Here is a 16,878-nt window from a genome sequence, read left to right on the forward strand (position 1 = left end):
ATTATTTCGTAATCTCCTTGGCTTCTATATAGTACCTCTTTTCAGCGCTCTCCCCCATGGAAAACGTTTTGCGGGGCAAATTGCCGTACTTTACGACTTGCGTAAACAGCGCCCCTTTATCCATTTTCGGCAGAACGATGCCGACGTAACCGACGTTTTTCTCCGTCAATTCGCGCACGGCGTCCTCCCCGTGAATGTAATCTGCTTTTCCGCCGTTCGCCTTGATATACGCATCGATATAGGCGTCCGTTTCCGCCACGGCGCGGGCGATGTCGTCATCGACCTTGAGGGCCTGTCTTTTCCCTTTGATATACAATGCGCCGTCCTGTCCGCCCGTAAATCGGATACCCTTAACGAACTTTTCCGCGTCTACCCCCTTGACGATACGGTTGATGGACTCGAAACGGATGCCCTCGTCGTAGACGTTGACCGCCTCGCAGAGCGCGAAGCGCGCGGGATGATCGGCACGCTCCTTCGGCGACAGATCCTGTTTGATCTTATCCCAATGTGCCTTAGCCGTGGCGAGCGAATGGTTGCCGTCGCCCACGACGAACAACAGCCCGTCCTCATTGCAGAGCGAATCGAGTTTTTGCGCAACTCTTTCGCTGTCCTGCACGAAATATCCCTTCGCGTGACCGCCTTTCATATTCAAATCGAAATCGTACAGCAAAGGGAGATCTTTACGCTGCGCTTTCAAATCTTTCAGGACGATATCTTCGGGGTCGTTGTACAGTACCATTATATGCGGCAACTCGTAAAGCGCGTCCTCGCGTATCTTCAGGCGGGGCGGTATGCGTTCGACGATCGTCGCCTCGGAGGCGCGGATCGCCGCGGTGTTCCCCTTCTCATAGGAATAGCGTTCGAGATCGAGCGCGAGAACGATGCCGAACCTCGTCGGCGAAAAATATGTAGAGCGCTCCACGAGCACAAAGCCCGCGGGCAATTTTTTGAACACGTTCTCCGCACGGTATTTCCGCATGGAGGCAAAGACTGCCGCGCATCTTTTATCACAGTCGCTTTCCAGATACAGTTCGGGTAGGATCAGACGGAGCGACGATGGCTTTTCGCCGATCGAAGCGTCCAGTTCTTCCCAATATTTTTCATCCGAGGTATGCTGGTCGCAGGCGATGACCGCCCACGCGGTCATGTCTTCCACATCAGGCAATAAGATTTCGGGTATTTTAATACAGCTTTCGTACATTTGAATCCGATACTCCGTCAGAAATTGATCACGATGAACACAAAGACAGCGAGCGCGATCGCAAGCAATTTGATTGGCACGTTATCAATAAAAATTCCGGCGATCTTTCTCCAAAAACTCTTTTCTCTCATAATTTTTTCCTCCCGTCCGCGCTCAGATCTTTCCAGTAATAATCGTTGAGCGTTTTCCTGAGCAGATCGTAATCTGCATAGCGCGAAATTTTTCCGCGCTGGGCTATGGTGATGATCCCCGTTTCCTCGGACACGATAAGCGCGATCACGTTGGAAGTTTCGGTAATGCCGATCCCCGCGCGGTGGCGCGTGCCCAGTTCTTTGGGAATGTTGACGTTCTGCGTCAGCGGCAAAAAGCAGCCTGCCGCCTGTACTTTATAATTGTTGATGACCATGGCGCCGTCATGCAGAGGTGCTTTGGGGAAAAATATCCCCTCGATGAGTTGCGTGGAAATATTGGCGTCCAGCGTGACGCCGCTATCCAACACCTGCCTGGGCAGATTATCGTTGGATAAAATGATCAGCGCGCCGATGTTGTCTTTGGACATATTCTGCAACGCCTTGATGATATCACCGATATAGCGCTCCACCTCGTCCTTCGAAGCGGTCGTCTGATGCTTGGCAAGTTCCGTATAATTGACGAACGTATTCATGCTTAGGATATCGCGCTTGACTTCCACGTTAAAAGTCATTAAGATCCACCCCACCAGAACGAGAGGCACGATGAAATAAATCTGATTGTTAATGTTTTCCGAAAAGAGAAATACGGTGCCCGTCGCCAACACCAAAATCGAAATGATGGCGATGACGTGGCGTACGTTGCTCATCTTCAAGATCCTGAAAACGTAATAAAACACCAACGCGAACAAAAAGATCTCCAACGCGTCGACGATATTGAAATCCGCGAATACCGCGGTTATTTTTTGCAAAAATTCCTGCATCGCCCTGTCTCCGTAAACCTGGTTTTACACATATCTATTTTACATGAATTTGTGAAAAAAAGAAAGCAAATTGCACAACTTGCCGCGCAATTTCTGTCATGCGCCGAAAAAAATCGCCGCATTGACGCAAAGAAGCGCGCCTGTTTGAGAAATTTTACCGTTTTTCACGTCGTTAATGGCATTAAACACGTTCAAATAACAATCTTTGACGCGCTGTTTGCTCATCATCATTGCCTGCTGGCGCTGTTTTTTCACGAAATATTCTTTCTGCCCCAACAGATTGGCGGTGTCCGCGTCGCTGCGCCCCATGGCGACGATCTCGAACAGCGTACGGAAATAATTGCAGACGCCGTTCAAAATATTCATCTCGTCCACGCCCTTGGATATGAGTTCGTTCATGACGGACAAATAGGCCGTGTAATTTTTGCGCGCGATGGCGCCCGTCAGTTCGTACATTTTGTAATCCGTGTCGCGATACACGACGTCGTCTACGACCTGCGCAGTGATCACGCCGCCCTGCAAGGCATACGCTTTGAGTTTTTCCGTTTCGCCCGCCACGCGCGACATATCCGAAAGGCAATAGCGCGCGATGCGTTCGCAGCATTCGGCATCGACCGAAATACCCGCCCTCTTGAATTGCGTAAAGATCCACCGCATTACCGTTTCGTCGTCCGCTTTGGAGCAGTCTACGTGCGTCACGGTTTTGATCTTTTTGAGATCCATGACTTTCCCTTTTGGCGCGCGGGAATTCATGATCAAAAGAATGGTGCTTTCCTGCGGGTTTTCGAAATAACTCTTTAAATACGATTCGTATTCTTTTTCCGTTGGGTAAAAATCGACGGCTTTGACCAGACGCTTTTCGCTTAAAAAGGGAAAACTTTCCGCCCCGCGAACGAGCGATATCATCTCGCTCCCTTTGAGATTTTCTCCGTTGAACGAGGTGTAATTGAGCGAAGGTTCGCTCAGATAGCGCTCTTTGAGCATATCTTCGCCCCGCTCTTTAAAATATTCTTCTTCTCCGTCGAAAAGATAAATGGGCGAAACGCCCTCTTCCAGACTTTTTTTGAACATTACGAACTTCATCAAACACCTCGCCTTTTCACAAAAATTATACCATCTTTCGCGCGGATTTGCAAGTCTCCCGTGTGCCTGACGCTGATTTTGTCGGAAGCACTTTCAAAACAAATCTTTTCCTTCGCGCGAACGCCGTCCAGCCCGTCTTCCTTTGCGGAAACCGCCACGTCGTATTCGCCCGATACGGCCGCCGCGTTCTTACCGGCAAAAAGATATCGCGCGCCGCCGACTTCCGCAAAGAGCGTGTTTTCGTCGATAAAACGCATACGCGCCGTTCCCAGATAAAACTCGCCCTGCGGATTTTTTACTTCGAGTGAATGAAAACTTTGCTGATAATCGCCGCGTTCCGCGGCGTACAAAGTTTTTGCGGGGATTTCCGCCTGCATGACGGGAACGGCGGCGTTGATTTCCTTTTCGCTGCCGAGCACGATGAGCCCGTCCGCCCCTTTGAGGCGATAGCGAAGGGAAAAAGACTGCGCGGACGCTGCGGAAGGCTTTCCGAAGCAGACGAGATAATCGCCGTCGGAACGGATATAGACAAAACTTGCATTGTAATCGCCGCTGAGAAAGACCGCGTTCCCCGTTTCAAACGCACCGTTTCCCGCAGCGACACCGCATATCAATACGGCGGACAAAAGCAGACAGACGGCCGCTTTCGGTGCGGCGCGCAAATTGATCTTATCGGACATGACCGCCAGAACGAAGTACCATAACGCGATATACCCGCCGAACGAAAAGCCGCTGATGAGAAGAATTTTCATATCGAGCGCCGATAAGGGAAAGACGGCGACGCTCACGAGGAGTTCGGGGATATATAAGAGCGCTCCTGCGGCGGCGGGAATGACGCACGCAAGCAGCGAAAAGGCGAAGAGAAACGCGTATATGGCGCTGATGACCGGTATAAACAGTAGATTCGTGACCAGACTGAGCGCGGACACGTACCCGAAACAATCGAGTAAAAGCGGAAAGGTCGATATCTGCGCGGCCAGGCATATGCCCGCGGATGAGGCAAGTTTTCGAGGACACCTGATTTTTTGAAACGCGCGGGTAAAAGTGCCGCCGAGCACAATGATCCCTCCCGCGGCGGCTATGGAAAGCAAAAAGCCGACGCCGAAAAGATATACGGGATTGATGATCAGCACGGCGAGCGCCGCCAGCGAAACCGAATTGAGCGCGTCGTATTTCAATCCCGCCGCATTAGAGAACATGAGTACCGTGCACATGACGAGCGCGCGTACCGAAGAAGGCGAAAAACGGCAGACGCCGACGTAGAACAATAGAGGCGCGAATATCAACGCGCACCGCAAAAGTTTGGGCATGCGAATACGTTTCAACAGAAAAGACAAAATCGCATAGATGACTCCGATATGCAATCCCGACACGGCGAAAATATGCGCCACCCCGCCGTATCGGAAATTTTGCAAAAGCCCGTTTTCGACGGCGCTGCCGTCGCCCGTCAGCATCGCGTAGCAAACGGCAGCCTCTTCCTCTCTCATGGTTCCGAAAAGGACGTTCCGCAGACGTTCGCGCGCTGCATAAAACAAATCGAACTTTTTCTCGCCGCGTACCATGATTTTGTCGCCCGAAACGCTCGCCATATATTTCGTATTTTCCAAAATCGGCGTCACGTTAAAACGCCCGTACGCGGAAGAATCGTACGGTTTTAACTCGCACTCGAACGAAACTTTCGTTCCGATCCCTATTTCGTCGGGCAACGAATTCACGTAAACGCGGATATTCCCGCCCAGCGCCCTGACGCTGTCCCCGTCGGTGAGCATCGCGTCGGTCAGATACAGGCTGTTTTTGCCCGCGATATCCTTGACCGTTGCGGAAACCGTATAAGTCCCCTCCGCCGCGTTGTCCGCATTGTAAGAAGAAAGGCGCGCGGAAAAGGACAGCGCGCCCAGACAAAACATGAGCAGTAAAAATGCGGCGAACAGGAGCGCGGGCAAGGCGCTCTTCTCCTTTTTACGAAGGAACAGACAAATTGCGCCTCCGCCGCCGACCGCAAGGAGCAAGCCGATCCAAAGGGCGTGCAGAGAAAAAGCATAGCACAAAAATATCCCCAAGCCGAAACCCGAGGATATTGCGAGGACGGGACGAAAATTGAATAATTTGCCCCGTCCTTTGAGCCATCCCTTTCGTTCTTCTTTCGTATCGTTCATATTAACAGAAACTGATCCGATCGCTGATGGAGCGGATAAAGATGCCCTTTTGCACGCCCAGCATGATGCATTGGTTGATAAATTCGGTAAAGCGGTCGCTCGGGCGCGCCACTTTCAGTTCGGTGCACACGAGCGCGATCAGTTCGTCGCAATACAGACTGACTTTGTTTTCCAAAAGCCCTTTGATGAGTGCGATGACCTCGTAAGGCGTGAAATCTTGTTCGGTCTTACGGATCGGCTCGCCCGCCTCGTAGCGGTAAAAGTCGCAGTCGAGGCATTTATCCGTCTTGCGCAGATACGTTTTGCCGCACAGCGTTTCCCGTTTCAATTCGCAAAGATTGATGAGATTGAGCATGCGCTCTTCCACTTTCGCGCCGTATTTCAAAACGCCCAAAGAATTCAGACACCGCTTCATCAAAAATTGTTCGCTGAAAGGCTCTTCCGCCGAGGCGATCGCTTTGAGCCGCGCCACGATCTCCGCGTCGTTTTCGCCCGAAGTCACAAACTGCGCCAGATTGTTCTGCTGTTCGAGTTTGGCGTAGCGGTACGCCTTTTTATATTTGGTCAGATAGTCGCGCGTCTGCTTTTCCACGCCCGTTAAGCGGTCGAGAATATCCTTGATACGCTTGATCTCGCGCTTGGGATTGTTGATAAAGTTAATGCTGAACAGCCGCACGACGTTCCAGTTGTTGTGTTTCAAGATCTGCGTCTGCAAGATACAGCGGTCTTTTGCGCTCGAACGGAACGCGGTGGAACCGTCGCACAATATGGCGAGGATAAATCTCTTTTTGTTCTTGGGATCGACGACCGCACAGTCGATCTTGAATTCGGAAATACCCACGTCGTAGCGGCATTCGTAGCCGTACGTTTTCAGTTCGCGCGCGATATATTTGCCGATGCCGCTCTTTGCGCTCTGCAATTCTTCCGCGTTGAGGGCGAGCGTCGTCTTGCCCTTCTGCGCGAATTCCAAAAAGGCTTTCAGTCCCGCGACGCCCTTGCTGTTGGTCTTGGACAAATCTATCATCGCCGAGGTCATCGACGCGAACACGACCATCTCTTCGCGGGCGCGGGACACGGCCACGTTCAAACGGCGCCAACCGCCGACCTGGTTCAAAGGTCCGAAGTTAAGGGAGATCCTGCCCGTACGGTCGGGACCGTAACAGACGGAGAAAAGAATCACGTCGCGCTCGTCGCCCTGTACGTTTTCGAGGTTTTTGACAAAGATGGGTTCTTCCCTCTCAAACGCCGCGTCTTCCAGGCGGTTTTTGATGAGCGCGTCGGATAGCCGCCTTTCGATATAATCCTGCTGCGCCGTGCTGAACGTGACGATGCCGATACTCGACTGCGAAAGTTTGGGATCTTTCAGGCGGCGGATCACTTCGTTTACGAGCGCGTCCGCCTCGCCCTTATTCCGCTTGGTAAAGCCCCTGTCGTACACGCCGTCCTCCACGAGCGCAAGCCGCACTTTGCTTTCGAGCGCGTCGGGCGAAGGGAACGTACATAATTTAGAGCCGTAATACATGATATTGGAAAACGCGATCAGGCTTTCGTGTTTGCTCCTGTAATGCCAGGTAAGGTGCTTTTCGGGCATGCTCAGAGCAAGACAGTCGTCGAGAATGCTTTCCAGATCTTCGTTATCGAGATTTTCCTCGTCCACATAGCCCGAACTGAAAAACGAGGTAGGCGGCAACTGTTTCGGATCGCCCACGATGATCGCGCTCTTTGCGCGCGCGAGCGCGCCGATCGCTTCGCTCGTCGGCAACTGCGACGCTTCGTCGAAAATAACGAGATCGAAGAGATCGGGTTCGGGTTCGAGATACTGCGCCACGGTGACGGGACTCATCAGCATACAGGGCGCCAAAGCGGTGAGAAGTTCGGGAATATCCGCAAAGAAACCTTTCAGCGTCATGCCGCGCAGATTGCTCTTCAAATGGCGCTGGAACGCGAGCACTTCCAGACTCAACGCCCCCTCCGTAGAAGTGGAAGGCAGTCGGGATATGAGCGCGCGGCGGATATGCTCCCTTGCGAGTTCGGAATACTGCTCGTCGAGCGCACGGAACTGTTCGATCTTTTCCTCCAAAACGCTGGAAGAAAATTTGGAGAGCACGGCATCCGCGCCGATGTTGGTTTCTAGAAAATTACGGTATACGTTTTTGCGGAAACTATCCAGAAGATTATCCGAAGATATAGCGCCGCTCGCGAGCGAATCGGTGATAAAAGTCAGCCCCGCCTCGTCCAGTTCGTGCGAGATACGCTTGAACATGCACCAGCCCGCGAGCATATCGATATTGTCGATGAGCGCGCTCGCCTTGTCGTTGAAATAATCGAGAAGATCTTCGTCGTACCACCCTTCGGGATCGGCGTTGACGGCGGCGGCAAAATTGTTTTTGCCCGCCTCGAATCCCGCGATCGCCTGTTTCAAACCGTCGAGAATGGGGACGGCGTAACCGCTGCCGACGGATTTTACCAAAACGCTGTTGAAACTGTCCGCGTTATAGTCCATGAACACGCCTTCGCAGAGCGCGTGCATCTGCATGAGCGGTTCCAGGAAATCCTCGCGGCGCTTGAAATTGATCTTCCCTCCGCGGTCGGTAAAGTTCGCGGAAAGACGGGTGTTCGTTTTGATCAGATTGAGGTCGCTGTATATCTGCGCGACAATGCCGATATACTTCAACTCTTCCTGCGGAGAAAGTTTGACGATCGCGGCCTTTCTCAGCCGTTTGGCGAGCGTTCCCAAAACCTTGGAACTTTTGTAATTGTCGCCCCAGTTATCCAGTTCCTGCTCGATGACAGCCTCGTTAACATCCACGGGAATGAGCGCTTTGAAATTTTTGAAATAATTGCCCAAAAGTCTGTCGAGGCGGCGGTTGGCGTTGAAGAACACGTAAAACTCGTTCTCATCGCAGTCGAAATATTCCTTGATCTCCTCGCCGCGCAGCACTTCGATGAGTTGTACCAGCGTCTGCAATTTTTTATCGGTAAAGGCACTCACGCGCTGGCGGTAAAAATCGAGGAACAAACTCAGATAATTCTTTAAATGGCGGATCTCCGCGATCATCACTTCGGCGCTGTAATAGACAGTATTGCGCACGTCGCTGTCGAATTCGGTCAGGTTGACGTTTTCAAAGGGCGAGCGGTAGACGCCCCCGCACTGTTTGGCGGCGGCGGCGACTTCCATGAGCATCTTTTCGTACGTTTCCAGTTTTTCTTTGGTCAGACTGTCGTAAAACGTGCTTTCGATGTCCAAAACGTCGGGCGCGCCCTTATTTTTGAGATATATGAGGATCGCCTCGTACACGGAAACGCCCAAACGGCGCTTTTTATGCAGCGCGGAGATGGGTTCGTTCAAATCTTTGCGAAGCGCCTCGATGAGTTCGCCTTTGGCGGCAAATTCGCCCTCCTCCTCTTCGCACTTTAAATCGAGCGTGGTTTCGAGATTGTGCAGAACGACGCTCTTATCCACTTTATTGGAATGCAGTTCCAGACAGAAATCGCCCAATCCGATGCCGTCCAGACGCTTTTTGACGACGGAGAGCGCCGCCTGTTTTTCCGCGACGAACAGCACGCGTTTGCCCTTATTGAGGCAGTTCGCGATGATATTGGTGATCGTCTGCGATTTTCCCGTTCCGGGCGGCCCGTGCAACACGAAACTCGCGCCGTTGATCGCCTCCGCGATCGCGGAAAACTGCGAACTGTCCGCCACCATCGGCGAGAGCACCTCGGCGGCGGGATATTCGTCCTCCGCCTTGTCCTCGAACACGTTATTGGTGATCTCCAGACGGTTGTTCAAGAGGGATTTCACCATCGGGTTTTTGCGGAATTTATCGATGTTTTTTCGGACGTCGTTCCACATGGCATAGCGCGCGAAGGAAAAATTGGCGAGATACACTTCCTCCACGACGTCCCAGTTTTTCATGTTGAGGATCTCCATTTTCACCATGGCGATGATCTCAGAGATCTGAATGCCCGACGCGATATTGTCCAGCCCGCGGATATCGATCTTATATTCGCGCAGCAAAAATTCCAAAAGCGTCGTATTGACCTGCATTTCGTCGTCGGTAAAGCGTACGGAATAGCCCTTGCCGCCCTTGCTCTTTTCGATCTTCGCGGGGCAAAGGATCAGGGGCGCGTATTTCGGCTCTCCCACGCCGTTTTCGTACCATTTCAGAAAACCGAATGCGAGATAGATGACGTTCGCGCCCGCCTCCTCTTCGGCTGTTTTTGCCTTTTTGATGAGGTAGCGCATGACGTCGTTCACCTCGTCCTTGGAAGAATAGGTGCGGATACGTTTATTTTTCAGTTCCACTTCCAAAAGCGCGGACAGTGCGGAAAGGCGGGACGCGGAACCGAAAAACGACAGATCGTCTATCATGCCGCGGCCGTCCGTCGGTTTTTCCAGAACGGCGTATTCGCTGTGCGAGGAAAGCCCGCCGAATGTGGCGTTGATATCCGAACTCACTATGTGCAGGCAGTTTTTATCGGGTTTGAAATTGAGCAGAGAATTTTTGAGGGAAAGATCGAGCAGACGGCGTTCCCACTGTTTGTTTTTGGTCGCCTTGCCGTCCACGCTCAATTTTTTGATGCCTGCAAGGTTCTGCGGCGCCGCTTCGATATTCGTTTCATCGTCGCCCAGAAGTTCGTAACCCTTGATGCCCTTTACCTTCAAAGGCAGAGAATAAATGCGGGCGAGGCGGCAGCGCTTTACGTCGATGACCGTATCGAAATATCCGCCGTCGAGTTTTTGCGCGAAATGCTTTTCGGAAGCGGTAAAATTGACGTTGCGCCCGGAAAACACGTCCTCCACGTCAAAGCCGCTGATATTGTTGATGCCGCCCGAAATGTACTTTTGCATAAGCACCGTGTCGTCGCTCACGCTGTCCAAAAAGCAGTTATCGTACAGCCACACGCCGCAACTGACGCTCTTTTCCCCGACCACGATAACGGGGTGCAGATTGGCACATTCCAGACAGGATACGATAAACAACGTCAACTCGAACGAGGTCCCGACGCGCGTTTTCAAAATTTTGGTGATATCCCCGACGGGCATCGGATCTTCGTACTGAAATTCCGCCGCGGATTTTTCGATGGAATTTTTCTTTAAAACGGAAAATATGGCGGCCGCGATCTGGCGGATCTTATTCTTATCGCCCTCGGCATAGCCGCGCCATTCGCAGGCGATACCCCATTTTTTCAACTGTTCCTGCGCCTCGGAAAGGACGCGCAGACAGTCTGCGATCTTCGGGCGGGAAAAACAGGATAAAAGTTCGGCGTTGCCGCTGCGGCCGCTCCAATAATCGAAGGGCAGCACGGTCACTTCCGCGCGCTCCTCCACGATGACCGTAGCGCCGCTGAGCGCTTTTATGGTAACGGGCTGCACGGTGATTTCGGAAATCTCCGTCAGATACAGCGGCGAAAGAACGTCCTCCGTCGCGATCTCTACCGTGCTTTCGAAAGGTAAATGTTCCAGATGTTTCGAAAACGGCAATAAAAGCCCCGAAGCGTTTTCGATCACGACGTCGATATCGTCGATCGTTTCCGAACTCTGATTGGAAACCTGCAAAGAAATAAACAGCGGCACGCGGTTGAAAAAGTCCGCGTAACTGACAAAACGTTGCAGTTTATACGAGAGCGTAACCGCCTCTTTCAAAGTATTTTTAGCCGATTTCTTACTTGCCATACTGTTTCCGTCCACTAAGTTTCATTATCAATATTATACTATAATTGCCGATTTATGGCAAGGTATTGCGTCAAAATATTATTGACTTTATTTTTCCGCCGTATACGGAAAAAGACCGCGGTAAAGCGGTCTTTCTTTAACTTTTATCTATGATCCTCAAAATATCTTCGTAGCCGCCCGCCGTAAACGTCGGACGGGCGAAACTCTCCTCTTTCTGCCCTTTCGGATTATACCAGATGCTGTCTACCCCCGCGTTGTTCGCCCCCAGAATATCGGAAGAGAGCGAATCGCCGATCACGACGCACCGCTTTTTATCTTTTCGGACCGCGGAAAATACCTGATCGAAAAATTCTCTGTGCGGCTTGGCAACGCCCAGTTCGTCGGAAATGAACACGCCGTCCAGATATTTGCCGATGCCGCTCGCGCCGATCCTGCCTTCCTGCGCGGCGGTCGTGCCGTTGGTGATCATGTATATTTCGCCGCGTTCTTTCAGTCCGGAAAGAAATGCGTCGGCGCCGTCCAACAGATAACCCGTCGTACAAAGTTTGTCGAAATATATCTTGTCCACCGATGCGGCGTCCGCAATAACGCCCTGTTCGGCAAAAAAACACTCGAAACGCTTGACGCGCAGTTGCGCTTTCGTGAGCGCGCCGCGCTCGTATTCGCGCCATACGGCATCGTTGTGTTTTTTAAAGAGCGAATAAATTTCATCGGAATACGGGAGCGAGAACTGTGCAAGCGCGTATCGCAAACTCTCTTTCGAAGAGGCGATAAAGTCGAAAACCGTTTCGTCCGCATCGAGTAAAAAATAATGATAACGCATAGGTCAGTCTTTCAGTTCGATCACAGCCAACTCTTTCAGAGCGCGGGTGTAAGCGATATATTTTTCGTTTAAGGTCATGCCCTCGTCCGCCACGGCGACCGAGGTAAATTCCAGTCCCTTGGATTCGTAGACGGTCATAAAGTTGATTTTCGATTTGGAGATACGACCCGTTTCGGAAAGCACGTTATAACTTTTGCGGCACAGCCGTTCCGCCACCGCCTCGGAAACGATGACCGCTTTCAAGCCCTTTTTATCCTTGAAAAAGCCGCTCACGCCGCGGATACCGATGGCAGTCACGGGCAGTCCGTCGAAGCCGATCGGCTGCATATTGAGTCCGAGCCGCTCGGCGACGTATTCTACGATCTGATTGGTGTTCCTGTAATTCTGATTGAGGTAATATACGTCCCGAATGCCGATCTCATCCCACGACTGCAAGCCGCGGAATCCCGTCACGTTCTGCGCGAGATCGCCGTACACGTTGAAAGCGGCCTCCTTATTGATCATTTTCAACAGTTTATATTCGTTGGAGGAAATATCCTGTCCCTCGTCGATGAATACCAGACCGAAATGCGGTTCGAGTTGTTTACCCAAAAGGGATAACACGAGGCACAAAAGATAGGCGTCGCTCTTGAACATGCCCTTGCCGATACCGAATTTCTTTTTTGCCTTTTTTACGATATCTTTATAGAGCATGCGCGAAAGTTCGAGCGTCGTTTCGCATTTGCCGATGGCGACGAAATTCGCGTTGCCTTTGAGCGTTTCGAACAGTTCGCAGACGCCGCCGAACCGATCGCCGATCTCGCGTATACGCTCTTCGGTTTTGGCGATCTCTTTTAAAAGTTCGCCGCGGCGGGCTATCCTGTCCGCGTACGTCTCCACTTCCGCGCCGTTTTTGAAAATTTTATAACGCTTTAAATCGGTGATCTCCCTGCCCACGAGGTCTTTCAGCGTCGCAAGGTCGGTAAGCGCCGCGTCGACGATCTTGCCCGACGAACGGTAAATGACGTGCGCGGAGCGATAGAACGTGAGGATACGGTTGTAAAAATAACTGTAATTTTTGATTTTTTCGCTCTTTAAGTCGACGCGCAGGAATTCTTCGACGGCCGTCACCGCGTTCATCAGTTCGCGGAAAGGTTTGGTATAATACAGCCCGCCCTCGGGTTTTTCCTTGATCTCGCCGAGCACCGCGCGGCGCACACGCAGGCTCGCGTTTTTCACGTGCGTGAAAATTTCGTCCTGTTCGCGGCACCCCGCCGCTACGTTGTCGATGACGGAAGTACACTCTTCGCTGACGAACATACCTACGATGCCGTCGTACATTTTGGAAAGCCTGCCTTCCACGTCCGACAAAAACTTTTCGGAATAGACGTATTCGAGATATTTTATAGGCAGTTTCGCGTTATGATCTATCTTGTCCGCAATGTCGATGCCCGCGTTTTGCAAAAGTTGGATAAAGTATTCGTCGATGGTCTTGGTTTTTACCTTTTCCAGTTCCAGAATGGTCGCCAGTTCGTCAATGAAATCGTTGAAAGAATCGGAAGGCGTGATGACGAGCACGTCGCGCGGCCGCAGTTTCTCGTTGTTGTACATGAGATAACTGAGGCGGTGCAGCATGATCATCGTCTTGCCGCTTCCGGCGCAGCCTTGCAAAATAAAGTTGTCGCGCTCGGGCTTGGTGATGATATCGTATTGCTTTTCCTGAATGGTTTCGATGATATCGGAAATTTCCGACTGCTCTTTCCTCGTCTTTAAAATCTCTTTTAGGAATGGATCGAAAATGATCTCTTCGTCGCGCCCCGCGATCTCCTCTTTGGTCAGATAGTCCCGAAGGCTCAGATATTCGTTTTTGAAATCGACGAGTTTTCCGTTCGCGGTGCGAAGAGCCCGCCGCAAGATCAGTTTGTAGAAGTATTCGTTGATGGAAAAATTGATCTGGCTCTTCTGATAATATTTTCGGGCGAGCGGCGCGCGCCAGTCCACGATCTCCAGATTGACGTCCCCGCGCTTGCCGATATAATAACTGTTGTAACCCTCCTGATCGTCATAGACGTCCATGCGGGCGAAATACGGCTCGGTGAAAAAGCCCTTGTAGCCTTCGATCTGTTCTTTCAGTTCGCGGATGTGCGCGTTGATGGCGATGATCTTTTGATAATTTTCAGCGGAAAAGTCCTGTTCGGCTTTGATCGCCTCCGCCTCGTCACGGTCGTTTTTGATCTTGATCTTCAAGGGATTGATATAATCCGCTTTCAGCAAAGTCATGACCGCTCTGACGCGCGTGTCTTCATACTCCCGCTGTTTATCTTCGTCGAGAAGATCGAGATAAAACTGCTTGTCGGGCTGCTTTTGGCTCTTTATTAAGTTCTTCATTTCCGTAAAGGTAAGATCCATAAATTCCTCTAAACGCCGACCGCTCCATTGCTTGCCGTTATACTGTGTTAGTATAACACACATCGGGGTAAAAATAAATAGTTTTCGAAAATTATTCACCGTTTTTTTATGTATCGTGACTTTTGCTACACGGTTTATATAAAAAAACAGACACATCCGCTCTTTTTGTTTATCATTTCGGATGCGCCCGTTTCTCTATTTTATTCGCAAAAATGCTCTTTTATTCTCGCGTAAAGCAGGGAATCGTACAAATTTCCTTTCTTGAATACGCTGCTTTTCAGCCGCCCTTCCAAAGCGAAACCGCTCTTTTCAAGCACGCGGCAGGACGCCTTGTTAAAGGCAAACGGAACGGCGTGCAAGCGCACGATATCCGTTTCGGAAAACACCTCTTCGGCAAGCCTGTTCAACGCGCGCGGCATGATATTATGCCCCCAATAATTTTCGCTCAGCCAATATCCGATCTCCGCGTCGCGGCGCGAAACGTCCTGCCCGAACGTCGCAGAGAGGCAGCCGACGGGCTTTTCATCGACGACGATGATGCGCACAAACTGCGATTTTCCCTCTTCCGCCTCGCAAAATTTCATAAAACCTTCCGCGTCGCGCAAGGTGTAGGGATTGGGAAACAGATCGCGCAGATTCGCGGCGATCGCGGGATTATCCGCGTGTTTGCAGAGTTCTTTCGCAAACGAAACGGAGGGTTTCGCGAGCGAAAATCCGAGTTCGGATTTACTCCAGGAAAGCGCGCGTTGTTCCAAAGCGCGCACGAACCGCTCTTTTCCGTCGCAGTATTTTTCGATATCCCGCGGAAATTTCCGCGCGAGCGTTTCTTTGAGTTCGCCGTAAGCGCGCCGTTCCTCCTCGTGCGTGCGCAGATAATTGCGGACGGCAAGATGGCGTCCGATATCCGCGCGGTTGCTTTCTTCGAAAATATGTACCTGATGCGTGCGCTCGTCGCCGCCTTTCCGAAAATATCGCCTGCCCGCAATGCCGAATTCGCCCATACACTCGTAGCCGAGCGCCTCGAATTCGGGATACAATGCGTCGATCTTTCCGATATCTTTCACGACGGGCATGATATCGACGATCGGTTTTGCCTGCAATCCTTCGACGGCGGTACTGCCGATATGGTGCACGGCGACGCATTCGCCGCCGAGTATTTCTTTTATTTTTTCGCTCTCTTTGCGGAATTCATCCGCCCAACGCGCGTCGTAAGCGACGACGCGGACTTGCTGTGGCATGAAAATTTTCCTCCCAAACTAAAAACCGCCGCAAATTTTGCGGCGGTCCGATATTCTTTTATTCCCATTCGATGGTCGCCGTAGGCTTGGGCGAAAGATCAAAACAGACGCGGTTGATCCCCTTTACTTCCGAAAGAATGCGGTCGGTGATCTTACGCAGGATTGCGAACGGGATTTCGGGCACTTCGGCGGTCATCGCGTCTACCGTATTGACCGCGCGGATGATCACGGGCCAATCGTAGCAGCGCGCGTTGTCGCGCACGCCAACCGACTTGAAATCGGGAACGACGGTGAAATATTGCCAGACTTTTCCTTCCAGACCGTTCGCGGCGAATTCTTCGCGCAAGATCGCATCCGATTCGCGCAGCGCCTCCAAACGGTCGCGGGTGATCGCGCCCAGACAGCGAACGCCCAACCCGGGGCCGGGAAACGGCTGACGGTAGACCATCGCGTCGGGCAGGCCGAGCGCCACGCCGCAGGCGCGCACTTCGTCCTTGAAGAGCATTTTCAAAGGCTCTACCAATGCAAATTGTAAATCTTCGGGAAGCCCGCCCACATTGTGGTGGCTCTTGACCATTTTCGCGGTCTTCGTACCGCTCTCTACGATATCGGGATAGATGGTGCCCTGCGCCAGAAATTCAATGCCGTCGAGTTTGCGCGCCTCTTCCTCGAACACGCGGATGAACTCCGCGCCGATGATCTTGCGCTTCTGTTCGGGATCCGCAACGCCCGCCAATTTATTTAAAAAGCGGTCGGTAGCATCCACGTAAACGAGATTGGCTTTCATCTCGTCCTTGAACACCTTGACGACCTGTTCGGGTTCGCCCTTTCTCAAAAGCCCGTGGTTGACGTGCACGCAGGTCAACTGTTCGCCCACCGCCTTTAAAAGGAGCGCCGCGACGACCGACGAATCCACGCCGCCCGACAAGGCGAGCAAAACCTTTTTATCCCCGATCCGACGGCGCATCAATTCCACCTGGTCGGCGATGAAATTTTCCATATTCCAGTTTGCGGCGGCTTTGCAGGTGTCGAACACGAACGAACGGAGCGCCTCGGCGATCTCTTGATCGCTTTCGGGCATTTTGTTCATTCTTCCGTTTTCCGCGTAATCGAAAGTGTAGACGGGCAGTCCGCTCTTTTTCACTTCTTCGCTCAAAGCGATCTTTTTACCGTCTACGACGTCGTTCGGGCCGCCGTTGGCGACGACGCCGCGCACGTTGGGCATCGCGTTGAGTTCGTCAGCCGTTACGTCGAAATTGCAGATCTCGCTGTAAACGCCGAGCGAGCGGATCGCGCGCGCAACGTCCGTGTTGCGCGTGCTGCCCATATCCAATACTACGATCATGTCCTGTTTCATTTT

General features: G+C 51.9%; 7 protein-coding genes and 4 pseudogenes. All 11 read right to left on the minus strand.

The window, feature by feature from the left end:
* Window position 1: 1 nt before the first annotated feature.
* A complete protein-coding gene (locus ESZ91_RS00435; protein ID WP_129223014.1) occupies window positions 2-1,201 on the minus strand; it encodes a DUF1015 domain-containing protein in 1,200 nt (399 codons plus the stop codon).
* A gap of 127 nt (window positions 1,202-1,328) precedes the next feature.
* Entirely contained in the window at window positions 1,329-2,153 is an 825-nt protein-coding gene (locus ESZ91_RS00440) for a diadenylate cyclase (protein ID WP_129223016.1), read from the minus strand.
* A 96-nt stretch (window positions 2,154-2,249) separates the two neighbouring features.
* A complete protein-coding gene (gene holA / locus ESZ91_RS00445; protein WP_236082719.1) occupies window positions 2,250-3,236 on the minus strand; it encodes a DNA polymerase III subunit delta in 987 nt (328 codons plus the stop codon).
* Window positions 3,236-5,392: a ComEC/Rec2 family competence protein gene (locus tag ESZ91_RS00450; RefSeq protein WP_129223020.1), complete on the minus strand. Its 2,157-nt coding sequence runs from the start codon at window positions 5,390-5,392 to the stop codon at window positions 3,236-3,238. Before ESZ91_RS00450 ends, holA begins: the two co-directional genes overlap by 1 nt.
* A 1-nt stretch (window position 5,393) precedes the next feature.
* The gene (locus ESZ91_RS00455; protein ID WP_129223022.1) at window positions 5,394-11,069 is read right to left on the minus strand and encodes a DUF4011 domain-containing protein; all 5,676 of its coding nucleotides are present in this window, start codon (window positions 11,067-11,069) and stop codon (window positions 5,394-5,396) included.
* A gap of 136 nt (window positions 11,070-11,205) precedes the next feature.
* Entirely contained in the window at window positions 11,206-11,892 is a 687-nt protein-coding gene (locus tag ESZ91_RS00460; RefSeq protein WP_129223024.1) for a YjjG family noncanonical pyrimidine nucleotidase, read from the minus strand.
* A 3-nt stretch (window positions 11,893-11,895) separates the two neighbouring features.
* On the minus strand, window positions 11,896-14,280 hold the full coding sequence (locus ESZ91_RS00465; protein ID WP_161970978.1) for a helicase domain-containing protein: 2,385 nt from the start codon (window positions 14,278-14,280) through the stop codon (window positions 11,896-11,898).
* 200 nt (window positions 14,281-14,480) lie between these two features.
* A pseudogene (locus ESZ91_RS11845) lies at window positions 14,481-14,942 on the minus strand (GNAT family N-acetyltransferase); the annotation flags it as partial.
* A 60-nt stretch (window positions 14,943-15,002) separates the two neighbouring features.
* Window positions 15,003-15,518: pseudogene (locus ESZ91_RS11850) on the minus strand (GrpB family protein); the annotation flags it as partial.
* Window positions 15,519-15,576: 58 nt separating this feature from the next.
* Window positions 15,577-16,569: pseudogene (gene guaA, locus ESZ91_RS00475) on the minus strand (glutamine-hydrolyzing GMP synthase); the annotation flags it as partial.
* A 107-nt stretch (window positions 16,570-16,676) separates the two neighbouring features.
* Window positions 16,677-16,875 (minus strand): annotated as a pseudogene (locus ESZ91_RS11855) (glutamine-hydrolyzing GMP synthase); the annotation flags it as partial.
* Between the last annotated feature and the right edge of the window lie 3 nt (window positions 16,876-16,878).

Origin of the sequence: Candidatus Borkfalkia ceftriaxoniphila (assembly GCF_004134775.1) — a bacterium.
GTDB lineage: Bacteria > Bacillota > Clostridia > Christensenellales > Borkfalkiaceae > Borkfalkia > Borkfalkia ceftriaxoniphila.

Coding starts and splice junctions, on each gene's coding strand:
- ESZ91_RS00435 (WP_129223014.1), bottom strand. CDS start 1,201: ATGTACGAAAGCTGTATTAAAATACCCGAAATCTTATTGCCTGATGTG.
- ESZ91_RS00440 (WP_129223016.1), bottom strand. CDS start 2,153: ATGCAGGAATTTTTGCAAAAAATAACCGCGGTATTCGCGGATTTCAAT.
- holA (WP_236082719.1), bottom strand. CDS start 3,236: ATGAAGTTCGTAATGTTCAAAAAAAGTCTGGAAGAGGGCGTTTCGCCC.
- ESZ91_RS00450 (WP_129223020.1), bottom strand. CDS start 5,392: ATGAACGATACGAAAGAAGAACGAAAGGGATGGCTCAAAGGACGGGGC.
- ESZ91_RS00455 (WP_129223022.1), bottom strand. CDS start 11,069: ATGGCAAGTAAGAAATCGGCTAAAAATACTTTGAAAGAGGCGGTTACG.
- ESZ91_RS00460 (WP_129223024.1), bottom strand. CDS start 11,892: ATGCGTTATCATTATTTTTTACTCGATGCGGACGAAACGGTTTTCGAC.
- ESZ91_RS00465 (WP_161970978.1), bottom strand. CDS start 14,280: ATGGATCTTACCTTTACGGAAATGAAGAACTTAATAAAGAGCCAAAAG.